The 16,998-nt window shown below is 59.8% G+C and carries 16 protein-coding genes; 5 read left to right on the forward strand and 11 right to left on the reverse strand.

From position 1 onward, the window contains the following. Nucleotides 1–21: 21 nt before the first annotated feature. The 10 genes from HB633_RS10005 to HB633_RS10045 are packed head-to-tail and all read right to left on the reverse strand — an operon-like array spanning nucleotide 22 to nucleotide 10,425. Nucleotides 22–600 carry a peroxidase-related enzyme gene (locus HB633_RS10005; protein WP_213777946.1) on the reverse strand — a complete coding sequence of 193 codons (579 nt, stop codon included), beginning with the start codon at nucleotides 598–600 and terminating at the stop codon, nucleotides 22–24. Next, nucleotides 597–1,121, reverse strand: coding sequence for a CMD domain protein (locus HB633_RS30820; RefSeq protein ID WP_255580843.1), 525 nt, complete (start codon nucleotides 1,119–1,121; stop codon nucleotides 597–599). Before HB633_RS30820 ends, HB633_RS10005 begins: the two co-directional genes overlap by 4 nt. Beyond that, nucleotides 1,118–2,425, reverse strand: a complete 1,308-nt coding sequence (locus HB633_RS10010; protein ID WP_255580844.1) for an acyl-CoA thioester hydrolase/BAAT C-terminal domain-containing protein — start codon at nucleotides 2,423–2,425, stop codon at nucleotides 1,118–1,120. The genes HB633_RS30820 and HB633_RS10010 overlap by 4 nt, the downstream gene beginning before the upstream one ends. Nucleotides 2,426–2,432: 7 nt before the next feature. Continuing rightward, entirely contained in the window at nucleotides 2,433–4,010 is a 1,578-nt protein-coding gene (locus HB633_RS10015; RefSeq protein ID WP_213777947.1) for an ABC transporter substrate-binding protein, read from the reverse strand. 39 nt (nucleotides 4,011–4,049) lie between these two features. Then, nucleotides 4,050–5,045, reverse strand: coding sequence for an oligopeptide/dipeptide ABC transporter ATP-binding protein (locus HB633_RS10020; protein ID WP_213777948.1), 996 nt, complete (start codon nucleotides 5,043–5,045; stop codon nucleotides 4,050–4,052). Continuing rightward, nucleotides 5,042–6,064, reverse strand: coding sequence for an oligopeptide/dipeptide ABC transporter ATP-binding protein (locus HB633_RS10025; protein WP_213778210.1), 1,023 nt, complete (start codon nucleotides 6,062–6,064; stop codon nucleotides 5,042–5,044). Before HB633_RS10025 ends, HB633_RS10020 begins: the two co-directional genes overlap by 4 nt. Nucleotides 6,065–6,075: 11 nt before the next feature. Further along, nucleotides 6,076–6,993, reverse strand: a complete 918-nt coding sequence (locus HB633_RS10030) for an ABC transporter permease (protein ID WP_213777949.1) — start codon at nucleotides 6,991–6,993, stop codon at nucleotides 6,076–6,078. After that, a complete protein-coding gene (locus tag HB633_RS10035; RefSeq protein WP_213777950.1) occupies nucleotides 6,990–7,964 on the reverse strand; it encodes an ABC transporter permease in 975 nt (324 codons plus the stop codon). The genes HB633_RS10030 and HB633_RS10035 overlap by 4 nt, the downstream gene beginning before the upstream one ends. Further along, complete coding sequence (locus HB633_RS10040) at nucleotides 7,961–9,439, reverse strand: NAD(P)-binding domain-containing protein (RefSeq protein ID WP_213777951.1); 1,479 nt, start codon at nucleotides 9,437–9,439, stop codon at nucleotides 7,961–7,963. Before HB633_RS10040 ends, HB633_RS10035 begins: the two co-directional genes overlap by 4 nt. Continuing rightward, complete coding sequence (locus tag HB633_RS10045; protein ID WP_213777952.1) at nucleotides 9,436–10,425, reverse strand: LysR family transcriptional regulator; 990 nt, start codon at nucleotides 10,423–10,425, stop codon at nucleotides 9,436–9,438. The genes HB633_RS10040 and HB633_RS10045 overlap by 4 nt, the downstream gene beginning before the upstream one ends. 702 nt (nucleotides 10,426–11,127) lie before the next feature. Here HB633_RS10045 and HB633_RS10050 point away from each other — a divergent pair. The 5 genes from HB633_RS10050 (at nucleotide 11,128) to HB633_RS10070 (ending at nucleotide 16,261) form a co-directional block, all read left to right on the forward strand. Further along, nucleotides 11,128–11,994, forward strand: coding sequence for a hypothetical protein (locus HB633_RS10050; RefSeq protein ID WP_213777953.1), 867 nt, complete (start codon nucleotides 11,128–11,130; stop codon nucleotides 11,992–11,994). A 189-nt stretch (nucleotides 11,995–12,183) separates the two neighbouring features. Then, on the forward strand, nucleotides 12,184–12,930 hold the full coding sequence (locus HB633_RS10055; RefSeq protein ID WP_213777954.1) for an SDR family oxidoreductase: 747 nt from the start codon (nucleotides 12,184–12,186) through the stop codon (nucleotides 12,928–12,930). Nucleotides 12,931–12,999: 69 nt separating this feature from the next. Further along, a complete protein-coding gene (locus HB633_RS10060) occupies nucleotides 13,000–14,010 on the forward strand; it encodes a D-cysteine desulfhydrase family protein (RefSeq protein WP_213777955.1) in 1,011 nt (336 codons plus the stop codon). A 101-nt stretch (nucleotides 14,011–14,111) separates the two neighbouring features. Beyond that, nucleotides 14,112–15,026, forward strand: a complete 915-nt coding sequence (gene gcvA, locus HB633_RS10065; protein WP_213777956.1) for a transcriptional regulator GcvA — start codon at nucleotides 14,112–14,114, stop codon at nucleotides 15,024–15,026. A 473-nt stretch (nucleotides 15,027–15,499) separates the two neighbouring features. Beyond that, nucleotides 15,500–16,261 (forward strand): SDR family oxidoreductase, encoded by a 762-nt coding sequence (locus HB633_RS10070; protein WP_255580846.1) that lies wholly within the window; start codon nucleotides 15,500–15,502, stop codon nucleotides 16,259–16,261. 212 nt (nucleotides 16,262–16,473) lie between these two features. Here the strand turns inward: HB633_RS10070 and HB633_RS10075 are convergent, their stop codons facing one another. After that, nucleotides 16,474–16,818 (reverse strand): response regulator, encoded by a 345-nt coding sequence (locus HB633_RS10075; protein WP_213777958.1) that lies wholly within the window; start codon nucleotides 16,816–16,818, stop codon nucleotides 16,474–16,476. Nucleotides 16,819–16,998: the final 180 nt, after the last annotated feature.

Raw genomic sequence — 16,998 nt, forward strand, 5'->3', positions numbered from 1 at the left:
CGCGCTTTCGATCCATTCGATTCACCCCACCGGCTCACCGAGGTTAAGCATCAACCGGTTGGCCCACGCAAAAATGGCGATTGAATGAATCAGGTCGAGGATCTCGTCATCGTTCAGGCCAACGTCCCGCAGCGCCTGCAACTGAGCCGGTTCCACGTTACCCGGCGTGAGCGTCAGATCGATCGATGCCTGCACGATCGCCTTCTCGCGCGGCGACGTTCCGGCCGTTACAGGATCGTCGAATACCTGTTCGATGACATCATCGCGCTTGGCCAGCTGCTCGAAACGCTGAGCATGCACCGACGCGCAATACACGCAACCGTTGATGCGCGATACCACCGTGGACGCCAGCTCGCGTTCCGCGCGCGGCAGGCCGCCCGGCGCATACATGATCGCGTTGAACGCGGCCGAACGCTGGCGCAGGATCTCCGGCTGATGCACGAGGAACAAGTAGTAGTCGGATTCCTTCGCCTTCGGATGGCTTTCTTCGAGCACGGCAACTTGTTCGGCGGAGGCATCGGCGAATTGCACGACATCAAGCCACGCGTCCCATCCGAGCACGCGATTCGTAAAGCCATGCGATTCAATCAGGCGGCTCATGCAGCCTCCGTTGCATTCAACGCCTGCAGCGCGCGCAATCCCGCGGCGAGGCGAATCTGGTAGGAAAGGAAAGCAATCAACTGCGCGAGCGCGACCACGGCCGGCGTTGAAATGCCGGCAGCGGGCAGGCGTTCGAGCGCAGCCTTATCGCCATCGATGGGTGACTCGATCAGCGCGCGCGTGAACACAAGCATGGCGTGCAGACGCGGCTCTTGTGTATCGATGGAACCTTGCGCGATCGCGTTGATCACGGCACGGTCAGTATCGATTGATGCAAGCCGTTCCGCGTAGTGCGTGGCCAACGCCGGCGCGTTCGATAACGTGCATGCGTACAACGCGACCAGCAAGCGATCGCTCAGCAGTAAATCCGGCAGCGCCGGATCAAACAGCGCTTCATAGCTGCGCTGGGTTGCCTCGGCGACTTTTTCGCGCTTATGCCTTGTGGCATGGGTCGACGTGCCTGGCGTAAGACCTGCAATCCGGTCGACGATATCCGTGTTCGGATCGTACGTATCTGTCATGGGTGCTCCAATGCGCGTGCGCTCACTGCGGCGTTGAGGAAATCAAGGACGGCGCGCCACGATGCTTCATCGGCGTGCGCGTTTGCTGCCGGATGTCCGCCGCCCGTGCTGATGCGTCCCGACACGGGATGCGCGTAGACGAGTTGCGTAGTCGGCACGTACGGAAAGACGATGGCGTGGCCGGCTTCATCGAAGTCGAAATGGTCGACCGGGTATGCGTGCTCTTGTTGCTTCAACCTTTCCACGACCATGCGCGAATAGTCGGACGATGGCCACGAACCGTCGTCAGTGGCGGAAAGCAGCAGGACGGGTCCATCGATTTTTTCGACGCGAATCCGCGCGCGTTCCACCGCTTCCTGATCGAGCAAGGCGGTGCGAATGGCGCGCTCATGGCGATGCGGCGGCGGACCTTCATCGAAAGGTCTCCAGCTTGCAGTGCGATTGTTTTCCCACAGATGCGGTAGCGGTTTGCCATCGAGCAACCACGCTGGGCCTTCGCGGCCTGTTGCGGGATCGGCGGCATTCTGCGCGCTATGAACCACAGCGCCGGGCACGTAACCGATCACCGCCTTCAGCCGGTCCGGATAGGTCGCGCCGAGCAGCAACGCCAGCTCGCCACCGCGCGATTGGCCGCTGACTGCAATGAAGCCGTGCGCGGGTTGCAGCTCGCGGTGAATCCAGTCGAGCGCGCGGCGGAAGTATTCGAGCGGCGTGTTCGAGATGTAATCCGAAAGTCCCGGTGTCTTGAAGTAGCCGAGCGCGAGAGCCGCATATCCACGCGATGCATACAACGCGCCGCGCGGTTCGTTGATGCCGCCGCCCGAGCCGTTCAGCACGAGCACGACGGGATGCGGTCCGGGCGTTGCCGGAACGAACAACGTGCCGACGCAACCGTCCTCGCGCATTTCACGTCGCTGAACGCCGGATGCAATCAGGCGTTGCGTCAAGACGCCTTCGGTCAAGCGGTTTGCGTTGGTGTCGAATACTTCGATGTGCGTGATCAACGCTTCGCGTACATCCGCCGGAAACACCTCGCGCTTTCCCACTTCAACGGGCGCTTGCGACCAGACCAGTCCCATCGGCGATACATCGCTGTAATCGCCTTCAATGGGTGCATCGCGCGAAAGGTCGATAACGCCATGCGCATTCGCGCGAAACCCCGCGCGGCTCGTCCAGATCGCGCCGTCGCCGCGCGCGGTTCTTGTGCGCAACTCGATCAACGTGTCCGCTTGCACGCCGCCAATCAGAATGCGGCGCGGGACATCGATCAGGTCATCGGCGGGAGTGATCGCGATATGTGCCATGCCGGTCTCAATTGCCAATGCGCGTGACCATCATCGCGGTGGTCCGGTCGCTGACTGCGGGCGTGACCTTCAGGCCCTTCTTCGCAGCCCAGATGTTCTGATAGTGGAAAAGCGGAATGATGCCTACGTCGTCGCTGACCACCTTCACGGACCCGCGCAGGATTGCCTCACGCTTTGCGGCATCGAACTCGGCGGTCGCGGCATCGAGCGCATGATCCACGGCCGGACTGCTATAGCGGCCCCAGTTCGATGAACCAATGCCCTTCTTTGCATCGACGGTGCCGAGGATGTTCACGAGCGCGTAGCTCGCTTCGCCCGTGCCGTTGCCCCACGCGATCATGCTCATGGCGAACTCGTTTTTGTTGGCGCGGCTCGCGTAGCTTGCCCACGGCATGACCTCGACCTTCGTCTTCACGCCAATGCGCGTCCAGAATTGCGCAACGGCCTGCGCCGTTTCAGGCGCTTGCGGATAACGGTCGTTCGGCACGCTGAGGGTCAACTGGAAACCATCTGGGAAACCTGCTTCTGCAAGCAGTTTCTTCGCCTGGGCCGGATCGTTTGGGATGTCCTTCACGTCGGGGTTGTAGCCGAAGGTCTTCGCCGGCATCCACTGGTTCGCGACCGTTGCCGCGCCTTGCAAAATGCGATCGGTAATCGCGGGACGATTGATCGCAAGGGACAACGCGCGGCGCACGCGTACATCGAGCAGCGGGTTTTTTGGCAGGGGCTTGCCGGCGTTATCGGTGATGTAGGGGCTCGGTCCTTCGCGGAAACTTGGTTGTAGCAACAAGACGCGCAGGCCTGGATAAGCGTAGACGGAAACCTTTGGCGATTGCTTCAGGCGCGGCAGGTCGGAGACGGATACCTTGTCGATCACATCGACATCGCCTGAAAGCAGCGCCGCCGTGCGTGCCGCCGCGTTGCTCACATAGCGGTAATTCACCGTGTCCCAGATGGGTTTTGCGCCCCAGTACGCGTCATTGCGCTTCATCACCACGCGGTCGCCCGGCGTGTAGGAAACGAACTTGTAGGGTCCCGATCCGACCATCGCGCGTCCGGCGTTGTAGTCTTCACTCGATGACTTCTCGCCAACGTGCTTGCTGATGATATGCACCGACGTCAAATTCAAAGGCAGGTCGGGCGTCGGCGTACTCGTCTTGATGATGAGGGTGTACGGATCGGGCGCCGTCACCGAAGCGATGGTGCGCAGATAACCCGCAAACGTCGCGATGGTGCCCGGCACGTTGCGGGCGCGCTGGTATGAATATATGACGTCGTCGGCGGTAAAGGGCGTACCGTCCTGCCACTTTACGTCATGGCGCAGCTTGAATTCCCACGTGTCGTTGCCGGTCGCTTTCCAGCTTGTTGCAAGGCCGGGCGCGAGCACGTTGTCCTGATTCTCGACCAGCAAGTCCCAGAAGTGCAGATCCACGGAACGGTCGCCTGCATAGTTGTTCAACTGTGGATCGAGGGAGGACAGCGGATCGGCGAACGCAATGTTGAGTGTCTGCGCGGATGAGGCCGTACTGAACAACGCCGCGCCGGCGAGCGCCACGCTGAGCGTGGAAAGGATCAGGCGATTCACAATGCAATTCCTTTTTTAAATGTGTTCTGGATTGAAGAATCAATGAGCGTCGTTCAGATGACAGGCGCTGACATGTTCGACGGCGATACCGCGCAGGCGTGGAACCTCGGTCTTGCAACGCGGCATCGCGTGCGGACATCGCGGATGAAAATGACAACCGGATGGCGGTGCGAGCGGACTCGGCATTTCGCCGCGAATGGCGGTGAAATGCTTCTTGCGTGCATCGATACGGGGGATTTCCGCCAGCAAGGTTTGCGTGTACGGGTGGTTCGGGTGGCGGAAGATCTCTTCAACCGGCGCGCTTTCAACAACGCGCCCGAGATACATGATCACCACACGATCCGATAACTGTTCGACCACGCCCAGGTCGTGACTGATGAAGAGGTACGTGAGATTGAGTTGTTCTCGCAGGTCCATGAAAAGGTTCAGGATCTGCGCTTGAATCGATACATCCAGCGCCGCGACGGCTTCATCGCAGACAAGCATGGACGGATTGACGGCGAGCGCCCGCGCAATGCCAATACGCTGCCGCTGGCCGCCGCTGAACTCGTGCGGATATCTATCCGCAAGCGATGGATCGAGTCCCGCGCGTTTCAATTGGGCGGCTACATATTCATCGAGGTCGGCACGTTCGACCATGCCGTGGATCAGCGGCGCTTCGCCGATTATGTCGCTAACGCGCCGCCTCGGATTCAGGCTCGAATACGGATCCTGGAAGATCATTTGAATCGCGAGCCGTGCAGCACGCAAGGCGTCCGGTGACATCGCTTCGCGGTCGTGACCGTCGACCAGCACGTCGCCTTCCGTCGGCGCGATAAGGCCTGAAACAATGCGGCCGAGCGTCGATTTTCCGCAGCCCGATTCACCGACAAGACCCACTACCTCGCCGGGTTGTATCGCCAGATCGACGTGATCGACCGCGCGGGTGACGGCATGCGGCGCAAGGAAACGCCGGTCGCGAAGCCAACGTGTGGCGGCGTTGTCGTCGCGTTCACCGAAGCGCTGGCTGACGCCGCGCAGTTCTATGAGGCTCATGCGGTGGCCTCCGTGGGCAGGTCGGCACGACGGCCCGGATGGAAGCAGCGCACGAGATGCGTGCCATGTTCTGACGCCTTCGCGGCGGGCGAGGGGCCAAGCGCCGGCGGCGTGGCGCATAGGGATGTCGCGCGCGTGCAGCGCGGTGCGAATGCACAACCGGGCGGCAGCGCGCGCAGATCGGGCGTGATGCCTGCGATCTGCGTAAGCCTTCCATGACGCGTATTGAGGCTCGGCAAACTATCGATCAAACCGGCCGTGTACGGATGCTGCGGATGATCGAGTACCGCATCGACGGTGCCTTGCTCGACGATCCTTCCGGCATACATCACGGCGATGTCATCGGCAAGACCCGCGACCACGGACAGATCGTGTGTGATCCATATCAGCGACGTTCCTTGCGTGCGCACCAGCGTCTGCACCTCGGACAGGATTTGCGCCTGGATGGTGACGTCGAGTGCGGTCGTGGGTTCGTCGGCGATGATCAAATCGGGCTTGTGCAGCATCGCAATGGCGATAGCCACGCGCTGGCGCATGCCGCCTGATAGCTGGTGCGGATACGCGCGCAGTCGTTCGCCGGGACTCGCTATACCCATCGCAGCGAGCGCTTCACTCGCTTGTTCACGTGCTGCGCTGCGGCTCACATTCTTGTGCGCGCGCACCGCTTCGATCATCTGCGCATCGACGCGCTGTACCGGGTTGAGCGTGGACATCGGGTCCTGGAACACCATCGCAATACGGCTGCCGCGCAGACGCCGCATCTCGGCTTCCGGCAAACCGACAATGTTCCTGCCTTTGAAAAGAATCTCGCCGCCGACCACGCGGCCGGGGGCATCGATCAAGCCCATGATCGAAAAACCCGTCACCGACTTGCCCGATCCAGACTCGCCGACAAGACCCAGTACGCGGCCGCGTCCAAGCGTCAGCGATACATCCTCGACCGCCGGCAACTCGCCTTCGCGCGTGAAGAAACGCGTCATCAGGCCGCGGACTTCCAGCGTGGTGTCGGAAGTGTGAATTGACATGTCGCTCATTTCACGAACCTCGGATTGAGCAACTCGCGCAGCCGGTCGCCGACCATGTTGATCGATACAAGAATGGCGAGCAGCGCAAGTCCCGGGTACACGCTCGTCCAGTATTCGCCGGAGAGCATGGTCTGGTAGCCGTTGGCAATCAGCAGCCCGAGCGATGGCTCCGTGATCGGCACGCCGAGGCCAAGGAACGATAACGTTGCTTCCAGCGTGATCGCGCGTGCAACCTGCAGCGTGCCGACCACGATCAGCGGCGGCAGGCAATTCGGCAGCATGTGAACCAGCACGATGCGCCAGTTCGGGATCGCGAGACTGCGCGCGGCTTCAACGTACTCGCGCCGCGCTTCGACCAAGGCTTGCGCGCGTGCCGTGCGTGCGTAGTAAGCCCATTCGATCAGCACCAGAGTAAGCACGACATTCGTCACGCTTTTGCCGAGGAACGCGAGCAGCATCATCGCGACGAGGATGGACGGGAAGGCGAGCAACAAGTCAACGAGCCGCATGATGAGGCTATCGACCTTGCCGCCCGCGTACGCCGCGATCAACCCGAACACCGTGCCGACCACGCCCGCGATGATCGCCGAGCCGAGACCCACTGACAAGCTCAGGCGCAAGCCGTAGAGCATCGCGGAATACAGATCGCGCCCTTGGCCGTCGGTGCCGAGCCAGTACGCGTGTGTGCCGGCGCTGTTCATGGAGCCGGGCGGAAGACGGGCGTCGAGGACATCGAGCTGCAGCAGATCGTAGGGGTTTTGCGGCGTGATGTATGGCGCGAAAACCGCGGCAAGCATGAGCAGGACCGCAACGATCAACGCGCCCAGCGCGACCGGCGAGCGCACGAAATCCCCCACCAGTTGACGCCACGGCGAAGGACGGCGTTTGGGCGAAGCGTTTGCAGTCAGAGGCGTCGTGCTCATCGCGCGCCCTCCAGCCGCACGCGCGGATCGAGGAATTTGTAGAGAATATCGACGAGCAGGTTCAGCGTGACGAACATGCACACGACCACGACCAGATACGAAAGAATCACCGGCCGGTCGAGCGCGTTGATGCTGTCCAGAATCAGCTTGCCCGCGCCCGGCCACGAGAACACGGTTTCCGTCACGACCGCGAATGCGATGGTCGAACCGAACTCCAGTCCAATCACCGTGACGAGCGGAATCAGCGTGTTGCGCAGGATATGCACGAGTACGACACGTATCGGCGACAAACCCTTGGCGCGTGCAAAGCGCACGTGTTCCATCGGCATGACTTCGCGCACGCCGGCGCTCGTCAGGCGCAACACGAGCGATACCTTGAAGAGCGACAGGTTCAGCGCGGGAAGGATCAGATGGCGCAACCCGTCGATGGTGAACCACGACCATTGCACGCCGAAGAGGCTTGCGGTCGCGCCGCGTCCGCTTGCGGGCAGCCAGCCGAGCTTCACGCTGAAGAGCATGATCAGCATGAGGCCGACCCAGAATGTAGGCAACGAGAAGCCCACAATGCTGCCCGTCATCAGCATCTTCGAAAGCGGATTGCGCGGATGCAAGCCCGCAAAAAGCCCGAGCGGAATGCCAATAAAAAGCGCCAGCAGCAGAGCCGATACCGCCAGTTCCAACGTCGCCGGAAGGCGCTGCAGGATCAGCCGGATCGCGGGCTCGTTGTAGACGAAGCTATTGCCGAGATCGCCGTGCATGGCGCCCACGAGGAACGCGAGGTATTGCTTCCAGAGCGGCTGATCGAGGCCAAGTTGCGCAATGATCCGCGCGCGGTCGACCTGATCGACATCCTGCCCAATGAGGATATCGATTGGATTGCCGATCGCGTGCAAGCCGATAAACACGATCAGCGTCATCAGCAACACCACGAACGCCGCTTGCGCGACGCGGCGAACGAGCCAGCCGCTCATTGGCCCTCCGCGTACTGGGGCGGTGCATCGGCGGGTGTGAATTCATCGCCGTAAAGCTCGGGTTCCGCGTACGCTTCAAGCGCTGCGTAATGCTCCTCCACGTCCTCCTGGTACAGCAGACTCGCAATGCCTTGCGCGAGACGTTTTGCCCCCGTGCTGATAGCGGGAATATCACCGGAGACAGCACCATGCGAAAGCGTTGCCGGATAGCAGAAGCAATGAATATTCGATAAACCCGGACAATCGCCCGGCGTCTTTTCGAGGAAATCGAAGGCCGGACCCACATCCGGCGAGTCGGACAATTCGGCGTCTTCGTCGCCGGGGGGCGGGGTGTATCGGTCGGCCCAGGTGCGGATGAACGGCGCGAACGCGGCGAATTCCGGACGTGCGCTCCAGTCCACTTTGAAACCCGTCGAGACGATCAGGAAGTCGGCCGCGAACGTGCCCTTGGGCGTCTGGATGGCGAGACCATCGGCTGTTTCTTCAACTGTTAAAACCGGGCAACCAAGATTGAATCGCACATCCGGATGATGGCGCGATACACGCAACGTACTGCCTCGCGGCGGCGGCACTTGAACCGTATTGATGTAATGGCGGATCTTCCATTTCCATTCATCGGGGAGCGTTTGATGTCCGTGCGTGAGGCCCGGATTACCCGCGCCCTTGCCTTTGTTCACGCGCGGCAGGTCGTGGCGCCGGATCAGCAGATCGACGCTTGCAGCGCCCGCTTCGAGCGCGGTCGCCGCGCTGTCCATTGCAGACGATCCGCCGCCAACAACGGCCAGGCGTTTGCCGCGAAGCGTGCTGAAATCAAGCGTATCCGACGAATGCGCCCAACGCGAACGCGGCAATCCATCGATAAAACCCGGCAATGCCGGTCCGCCCAGACCATCGCGCCCGGTTGCGAGCACGACGCGCCGAGCGTAGACATCGAATCGTTTTTCAGGCGTGCGGATGCTCAGCACGACAAGACCATCCGCACGCGGCGTCACGGCTTCGATGGTGTGGCTGTTGCGTACATCGAGCGCAAGCACGCGGCGGTACCAGACCAGATAGTTCATCCACTGCAGGCGGTCGATTTTATCGAGCGCCTGCCATGCGTCGGCGCCGAATTGCGCTTCGAACCACGCACGGAAAGTCAGCGCGGGCAAGCCCAGCGCGGGACCGGTCAATTGCTTGGGTGAGCGCAGCGTTTCCATGCGCGCGGTCGTGGCCCAGGGCCCTTCACATCCCTGCGGCGAGCGGTCGAAAATCCGCGCGCGCACGCCCAGCAGCTTCAATGCCGCCGATGCTGCCAGCCCCGCCATCCCGCCGCCGATCACCGCGACGTCGAGCACTTCGTGGCCTGCGTGCGTTCTGCCTATCACCCATTCGCGGGCAGGCAATTCGAGGAGGGACAGGTCTTCCGCAAGCCGCGTTTCGAGCGCTGCGAGCCCTCTGATCTGATTCGATGAAACGGTGGTATCGAGGCTCACGTGGCGGGCTCTTCGGTCGGATTGAAGGTATCGTCGGCTTCGCCGTACAACGCCTGGAGGATCGCGCCGTGCTGGCTGGCGTCGTGCAGAACGAAGTCGGGAAGTATTTCTGCGGCCGCGCGCATCAGGGCCTCAGCGGCGGCCAAAGTCGCGGCGCTTGGCGATCGGAACTCCGGCGTGATGACACCGAACAGGAACGGGATGCGGATATCGAGCGGGCGCAGCACCACGCCTTCAACGGGCAAGCCGTGCGCGGTCACGGGTTCAAGTACGGCGAGTCCGAGTCCCGCGCGCACGGCGCCGAGCGCATTCAGCGACGAGTTTGTCTCGATCACGCCGGCGGTGCGCACGCCGGCCTGAGCGAACGCAGAATCCAGGCGTGGCCGCAAGCGGTAAGGGTTTTGCATCGTCACCAGACGACGGCCGGCGAAATCGCTCAACGCGATCCGCGGCGCTTTCGCCAGCGGGTCATCGGCGCGCACGGCGGCCACGCACGCCGACTCGCCAATCCAGTGCACGAGCACACCGCGGTGCTCAAGCGGCAAACTGGAAACGCCCATGTCGACCATGCCGTTCAGGACGGCATCGACAACTTGTTCGGGTGCGGCGCTGCGCAGATGCACGGATTCCAGAGCGTGGGTCAGGTTGAGCCTGGCCAGCGCGTGAGGCACGAGGCCGGCTGCGAGCGCGGATGTTGCAGCGATGGTCAGCGGCGGCGGCGCGTGCAGCGCGATCTGCTCGGCGCGCGATTTGACTTGCCTGAGGCTCGCCAGCGTGCGTTCCACATCCTGGTAAAGCTCGGACGCTTCCCGCGTGGGCGCGACGCGCGGACCAAACCGTTGGAACAGCGGATAGCCAATCTCGGCCTCGAGTTCCTGTATGGAGCGCGATACCGCGGGTTGCGATCGTCCGAGCAAGCGCCCGGCAGCGGTGACGCTTCCGGCCGACATGACGGCGGCAAACGCTTCGAGTTGGCGAATTTCCATTGGCCGGCGTATCAGATATCGATGAATGCAGAAAACGCATTCTTGCGCCTTGATCATGCTTAATGCAAATGATCAAAAATTATATTGATAGAAGAAACAGGCGGGGTAGCACGAAAAAACGGCTATCAGCGGACAATAAGTCGCGACTTTCCGTAAGGGAATCCACATGCAAAAGCGAAGCGGGAAGCGAAATCCCCAAACCGGGTTTCAAACCAGGTGAACCCGGATGATGCCGTCGCTACTCCCGAGGATGAGGTTGTGAAGCGGCTCGCCGAAAGCTGTAGCTTCGCTCGCAAGGACGACGGATCGTGTTCACAGCCCGCTGTCCGTGAAGACGAAATAACGGGAGACGAGATCGTTGCGCAGACGCTCGATAAACGCGTGGTCTTGGTGGGTTTTCGGAGCGGCGCTTATGCAGGTTGATATTGAAACCAATGCACGCGAGAGAGCCTGTCATCAGCATGGGCAGCGCGGGGTTTGTCAGTTTGGTTGGCCTTTTGTCGCGGCGTGGCAGACATCGCGCGAGTTATAGGAATAAACCTGTTCCGCTAGGCGTTCTTGATGTTATCGATGCGATATCCCTGGCAGGAGTGCTAAGCCTGGACGGTAAAAGCGATCGCAGTCGGTTCGGAATTGCTCCCCAAGGACGCTTACCCGACCTCAAGTATCTGAACAGCGGTATCTAACTTAACATTTGGAACCATGATCTCCGAAGAAGCAAAGTACAGTGCCGCACAAGCATTCGCGACAATATTCTCTCAGCTTGGTTATCGCGTCTATTTGGGCGGCGGCGGTGCGGCGACAGTCTGGAGCGGCCCACGTCCGGTAAAGGATCTGGATTTTAAAATGGGGCAACGCTTGAAAGCGGACTGGAAAGACGAAGCTAAACGCAAGACGATCACTGACAGCCTATTTTCGAACCTTACGAAGCTGGGATACCGGATTCAGCTCGATAACTTATCGTCAAAAAAGCAGTTGCAGTACGTTCTTCGTTTGAAAATCATAGACCGACTTTCTGATTTTCGGGTGAAGCGAACCACCGCTAAGTTGCATAAAAATGTAGTGACGGAACTAGGGATTGAAATCAGCCTTACATCGTCCGGCGTGTATGAAGAGACTTCGCAGCGCGAAGTGAACGTTGGGCCTGCGCTGTTTGTTCGACCGGTTGATGTGACGCAACTCGTTCTGGATAAAGTGTTTGTTTTTGCTCAAAGAGCGATGAGCGAGATGCCTAAAATGCTGACTGATTTTGAAGATCTCAGCGCGCTTCTGGATAAGCATCAATTCGTGGTGTTGACCGAGCTTAAGCGAGTCACGCAAGAGACGAATCTTCTGAGTGTCCGAAACGAGGGCTACCTCAGCGCGGCCAAGCGTGAAAAGCAATGGCACCAAAAAATAACGGGTGAAGTCCGGCGGCGTATAGGACTGCTCAAACCGGAACTCAGAAATCCGCCACCATGGCGGCCAACCCAGGACCCGGCTTTGCGGGCGGCCGAGGCAAAGTTCATGATCGAACGAGTCGAGAAGTTTCTGGTAATCCTCGATCAGTACCTTCCGGATGTGACATAGCCTCGCAGTATCTCTGCCGGTTTTAGCTTGCGCGCTTCGACGTCATTTATGGTGAACGAGACCGAGCGCACTAGTTTTTCTACTTTGGTTCGCAAGTTCTTCTCATTTGTCCGGGGAGCAGGGGCCGAACACAATGGTTTCCATCGAGGACGCCAACGGTTCTCGCTACTGACCTCAAGGAGATTGAAAATGAAGCTGCAAAACAAGGTTGCCCTGATCACGGGCGGTACGTCGGGCATTGGTCTTGAAGCCGCAAAACTTTTCCTCGCAGAAGGCGCTAAGGTTGCGGTCATCGGTACGAACTCTGCACGCCTGGAAGCCGCTGCCCACGCGCTTGGCGGCGACGCACTTGTGCTGTCCGCCGATTTACGCAATCCGGCTGATATCGACCGCGCAATCGGCGACGTCGCGGCAACGTTCGGCCGCATCGACATCGTATTTGCGAATGCTGGCGCGGGCACGGCTGCGCCGCTCGAAGAGGTTACACCTGAGATGATCAGCGAACAGTTCGCGCTGAATTTCACCGGCCTGTTTCTCACTATCCAGAAGGCTGCACCGCTCATTCCAAAGGGCGGCAGCATCGTGGCGACGACATCATTTCTTAACACGGTCGGCACGCCCGGGCTGTCCATCCTGTCCGCGACCAAGGCGGCGACCCGCTCGCTGGTCCGCTCGCTTGCCGCCGAACTCGCGCCACGTGGCATCCGCGTAAATGCTGTGAGCCCCGGCCCGATCGCGACGCCGTTCCATACGAAGCTCGGGCTGCCAGATAGCCTGTTGTCCGAAACAGCCGCTGCTATCGAGGCGCAAGTGCCTCTGAAGCGCTTCGGCGAAGCCGCCGAGATCGCGAAGGCGGCGCTGTTCCTCGCGAGCGATGATTCATCGTTCACGACGGGTGCAGAATTCGTGGTAGATGGAGGGCTGTCGCAAGTCTGAACGCCTAAGGGCATCAATCCGTATTGAAGGATACGATGCCCTGGTTGTGCCAACTAACGGAGCCCGCCGATGCACCTTGAAATTCCCGCACTTGCAACGTATCCGCGTTTTAAACTGATGGAAGGGCCAACGTCCATACAGGCGCTGGAGCGGCTTCAACGCCGGTTGGGCGGCGTGAACGTCTACGTGAAACGCGACGACGTGATGGGTGTGGGCGGCGGTGGCAACAAACTCAGGAAGCTAGAGTTTCTAATCGGCGAAGCGATTTCATCTGGCGCCGATACCGTGATCACCGTCGGGGCGCGCCAGTCGAACCACGCGCGCCTCACCGCTGCTGCTGCGGCTCGCGCCGGCCTCGCCTGCGAACTGGTTCTGACACGAACCGTCCCGAGAACTAGCGAAGCGTACGTGACTAACGGCAACGTGCTGCTCGACGAACTGCTCGGCGCGGTCATTCACGACCTTCCGGCTTCGGAAGATGCAATGAGCTTCGCCCAGCACCGTGCGAGTGAATTGGAAGCGAATGGGCATCGTGTCTACATCTGCCCGCTCGGTGGATCAAGCGCAACAGGCTGTTTGGGTTATGCAGCCTGCGCGCTCGAGATCGAGTTGCAGTCCGCGGAAATGGGTGTTCGGTTTGACGAGATTGTCGTACCGCACGGCAGCGGCGGCACGCACGCCGGCCTGGTTGCGGGCTACGCCGCATTAGGGCGCAGTGCAGCTGACGTGCGAGCACACACCGTCCTGGCGCAAGACGAGCAGGCACGCGCTGCATCCTTGGAGAAGGCAACCGCAGCATTGCGCCTGCTGGGTCACAATGCGAAGCTCTCGGCGGATGATCTCAACATCGACGCCACTCACCTTGGCGACGGATACGGCGCACCCACCGACAGCATGCGTGACGCGCTGCGGCTGCTCGCGCGCACGGAAGGACTGTTGCTCGATCCGGTGTATAGCGGCAAGGCGTTCGCCGGACTACTGCATGACATCGACAGTGGCCGATATCGCGTGGGGGAGAATGTGCTGTTTGTGATGACAGGCGGCCTACCCGGATTGTTCGCTTATCGCGACGCCTTCTAACAGCACAATCAGCGAGCTTAGAGACAGTCCGAGGCACGAAGATTTGCTGACCGCAAACTCGGCCCGGGGAAGATACATGAATCCCAACGACAATTCATCCGATGCGTGCTCCAAACAATTTGAACGCTCTCCGGGCTTTCGAGGCGGTCTCCCGGCACCTGAGCTACGCCGCTGCGGCGGAGGAACTGAACGTGACGCCCGCAGCGGTCGGGCATTTGATTCGCGGACTTGAAGATACGCTCGACGTCCAGCTTTTTTATCGGACGTCTTCCGGCGCGACCCGGCTGTTTCTCACCGACGCGGCAAGATCCGTGCTGCCTGCACTCCAGTCCGGCTTCGACTTGCTATCCGAAGCGGTCGAACAGCTAAAGGCAAGCAAGGCACGCACGGTGTTCACCATCACAGTGCCAGCCGCATTCGCCGACAAGTGGCTCCTGCGACGGGTCGAGCGCTTCCAGCAGCGCCATCCGTATTACGAGCTGCGTATCGATACGAGCAACCGCCTCGCGGATTTTGCCGCCGATCGCGTCGACGTCGGCATTCGCTATGGCACCGGCGTGTGGCCCGATCTTGTCTCCACTTACTTGCTGCGAGACGAGTTTTTTCCCGTGTGCAGCCCAGCCCTGATGCGGGGTAAAAATCGACTAAAGACACCCGTCGATCTGCAACACCATCTTCTGATTCACGACGTTTCCATGCAATCGACCGGTGTCTTCCCGACGTGGCAATCCTGGCTACAGAAGGCCGGATGCAAGAACGTCGTCGATCACAATCGCGGCATCCAGATTAACGATTCAGCGGCCGCCTATCGGACTGCAATAGAAGGCAACGGTGTCGCGCTTGGCCGAACCACCCTTGTCGAATTCGATCTCCAGGAAGGAATGCTCGTCCGGCCGTTCGACATAGTGCAGCGTTGCGAACTTGCCTATTACCTTGTGCACCGAAAGGCCAGCGAGAATTCGCCTGCAGTGGTTGCATTTAAGGAGTGGTTGATTGAGGAAGCCGGCGCTCTCTGATGACGGCGGTATCGTTTGGATGTTGTTGAATGGCCGGTAACGATGCTGTTTGCGTCATCCAAGCAGGCATGTTCGAGAGCGCATCCTTATCTGCTTTGCGTCCACGGCCTGATCGCGACAGCCTCGGTTCGCAGGCGACACGCGCGACGGATAAGCAATTCACCCGATTCCCTTTGCAAAATCTCGATCTTCCTCTTAGTCCGGGGCTGAATCCGCTCGCATTCAACTCTGTAACTCGGCGAGGGCCGTATCGACCTATTCTTTCCGAGAATGAGACCTATGTATTGGCAGCCCATTATCAATCTTGGTGGATCAAATTAGCATCTATCCGTTCGCGATCTGCTGCCAGCGCTATCGCGCAACTTGAAGCTTCCTGCAGGAAACACTCGTCAAGTTTTCAGCTGGTAGGAAGCCGATTTCTTGGTTAACAACGAACGTGCGCATCAAAAGGGACTGAAGCCATGAGTACAGCAATGGATGATCAAACGCAATCGTCACCGCCCATACTGAGCCTTTCGAAGAAAAAGTTAGTGGTGGTCGGTGGGAAAACGGGAATTGGCCTTGGAATCGCGCGCGCGGCGTATGCAGCGGGTGCTTCCGTAACGGTCGCTAGTCGGCGTATTACCTCCGTGGAGAAGCGACCAGATCTGGCTAGTTTCGATCAAGTGACCTTAGATATATGCGATGAGGCGGCAGTGAAAGAGGCCTTCGACAGCATAGGATCATTTGACCATCTCGCCGTCACGGCAGGGCCCGACTTGGGAAGTTGGGGGACTTTTATGGACGACGACATGCGCGGCGTCCGAAGCTATATTGAGAATAAGTTCCTGGGCAGTTGGGCTTGCGCACGCTATGCCGCGCCCTACCTGAAAGCCGGAAGCTCGATTACCTTCCTTACCGGTGGATTGGCAGCGCGGTCAAAACGCGGCTTCAGCGCTGTCACTTCTGCATTTGTCGCGGTGGAAGCGTTATCGGGCTCGCTGGCGCTCGAACTGGCTCCTACCCGTGTCAACACGATACGTCCCGGCTTTGTCGACACAGACCTGTGGCGCGTTATGGCCGACGGCGAGCGCGATGCCTTGAGAGCAAAGGTACGTGAATCCTTTCCGGCTCAACGTGCGGGTACGGCGGATGATATCGGCCACGCCGCGTTGTTCCTGATGACCAATCCTTATGTAACGGGCACCGTTATAGAGGTATCCGGTGGCGAGAACCTGGTTCCCAGCGTTTTCTAACAATGATGGTGGCTTCTCTGCGGCTGGCCGAAGAAGGCTCTCAAGAAGGTTTATCAAACATTGAGCGGAGCCCTAAAGCAAGCATTTCGGAAGCGGCCACCGCATCGATTTAAACAACAACGCCGAGGCCAAGGCCGCAAAGCAATAAGGGCGCAGACTTAACATGCACATCCAACATTGCGTAATAACAGAGTCCACATGAATACAAAGATCTAGGACGTCAATAGCTCTTCAAGGCGGTCAAATTCCAGCGGTTTCAAAACGTAGCCATTGAAGTCGCCAAGGCTCACGCCTTGTTCCAGTCCGACATGCCCGGTCATTGCCAGAATCTGGGAGTGTCGGGACAAGCCCTCACGCCTCATGTCGGCGCAAACGGTTCGACCGTCTACGTCGCCAAGCTGGAGGTCCAAAAGTATTAAATCAAAAGCCGTGGTATGGGCGAGTTCAACGGCTCTTTCTCCGTCGTATGCCACGAGAGCCTCATGACCCATCGCTGCCGCGAGGGCACCCAGCGCATCTGCCGATGCTGAATTGTCGTCAACGAACAAGACCTTCAAGCGAGTCTCCAGTGTCGTGGTTCATGTGGTCGATACTATATCCGACGAACGCCGGGCTGACGCCGATCGGCATTTGGGCGAAAGAGCTATCGACTGATTAACCGCAATCTTAGTGGGGCAATGTGCAACCAGTCGGAGCCGACGCATCTTCATTTGTGTGCCTGACTTGCGGAGGTCGGC

The organism is Caballeronia sp. dw_276 (assembly GCF_018449635.1).
In the GTDB taxonomy this organism is placed as follows: domain Bacteria; phylum Pseudomonadota; class Gammaproteobacteria; order Burkholderiales; family Burkholderiaceae; genus Caballeronia.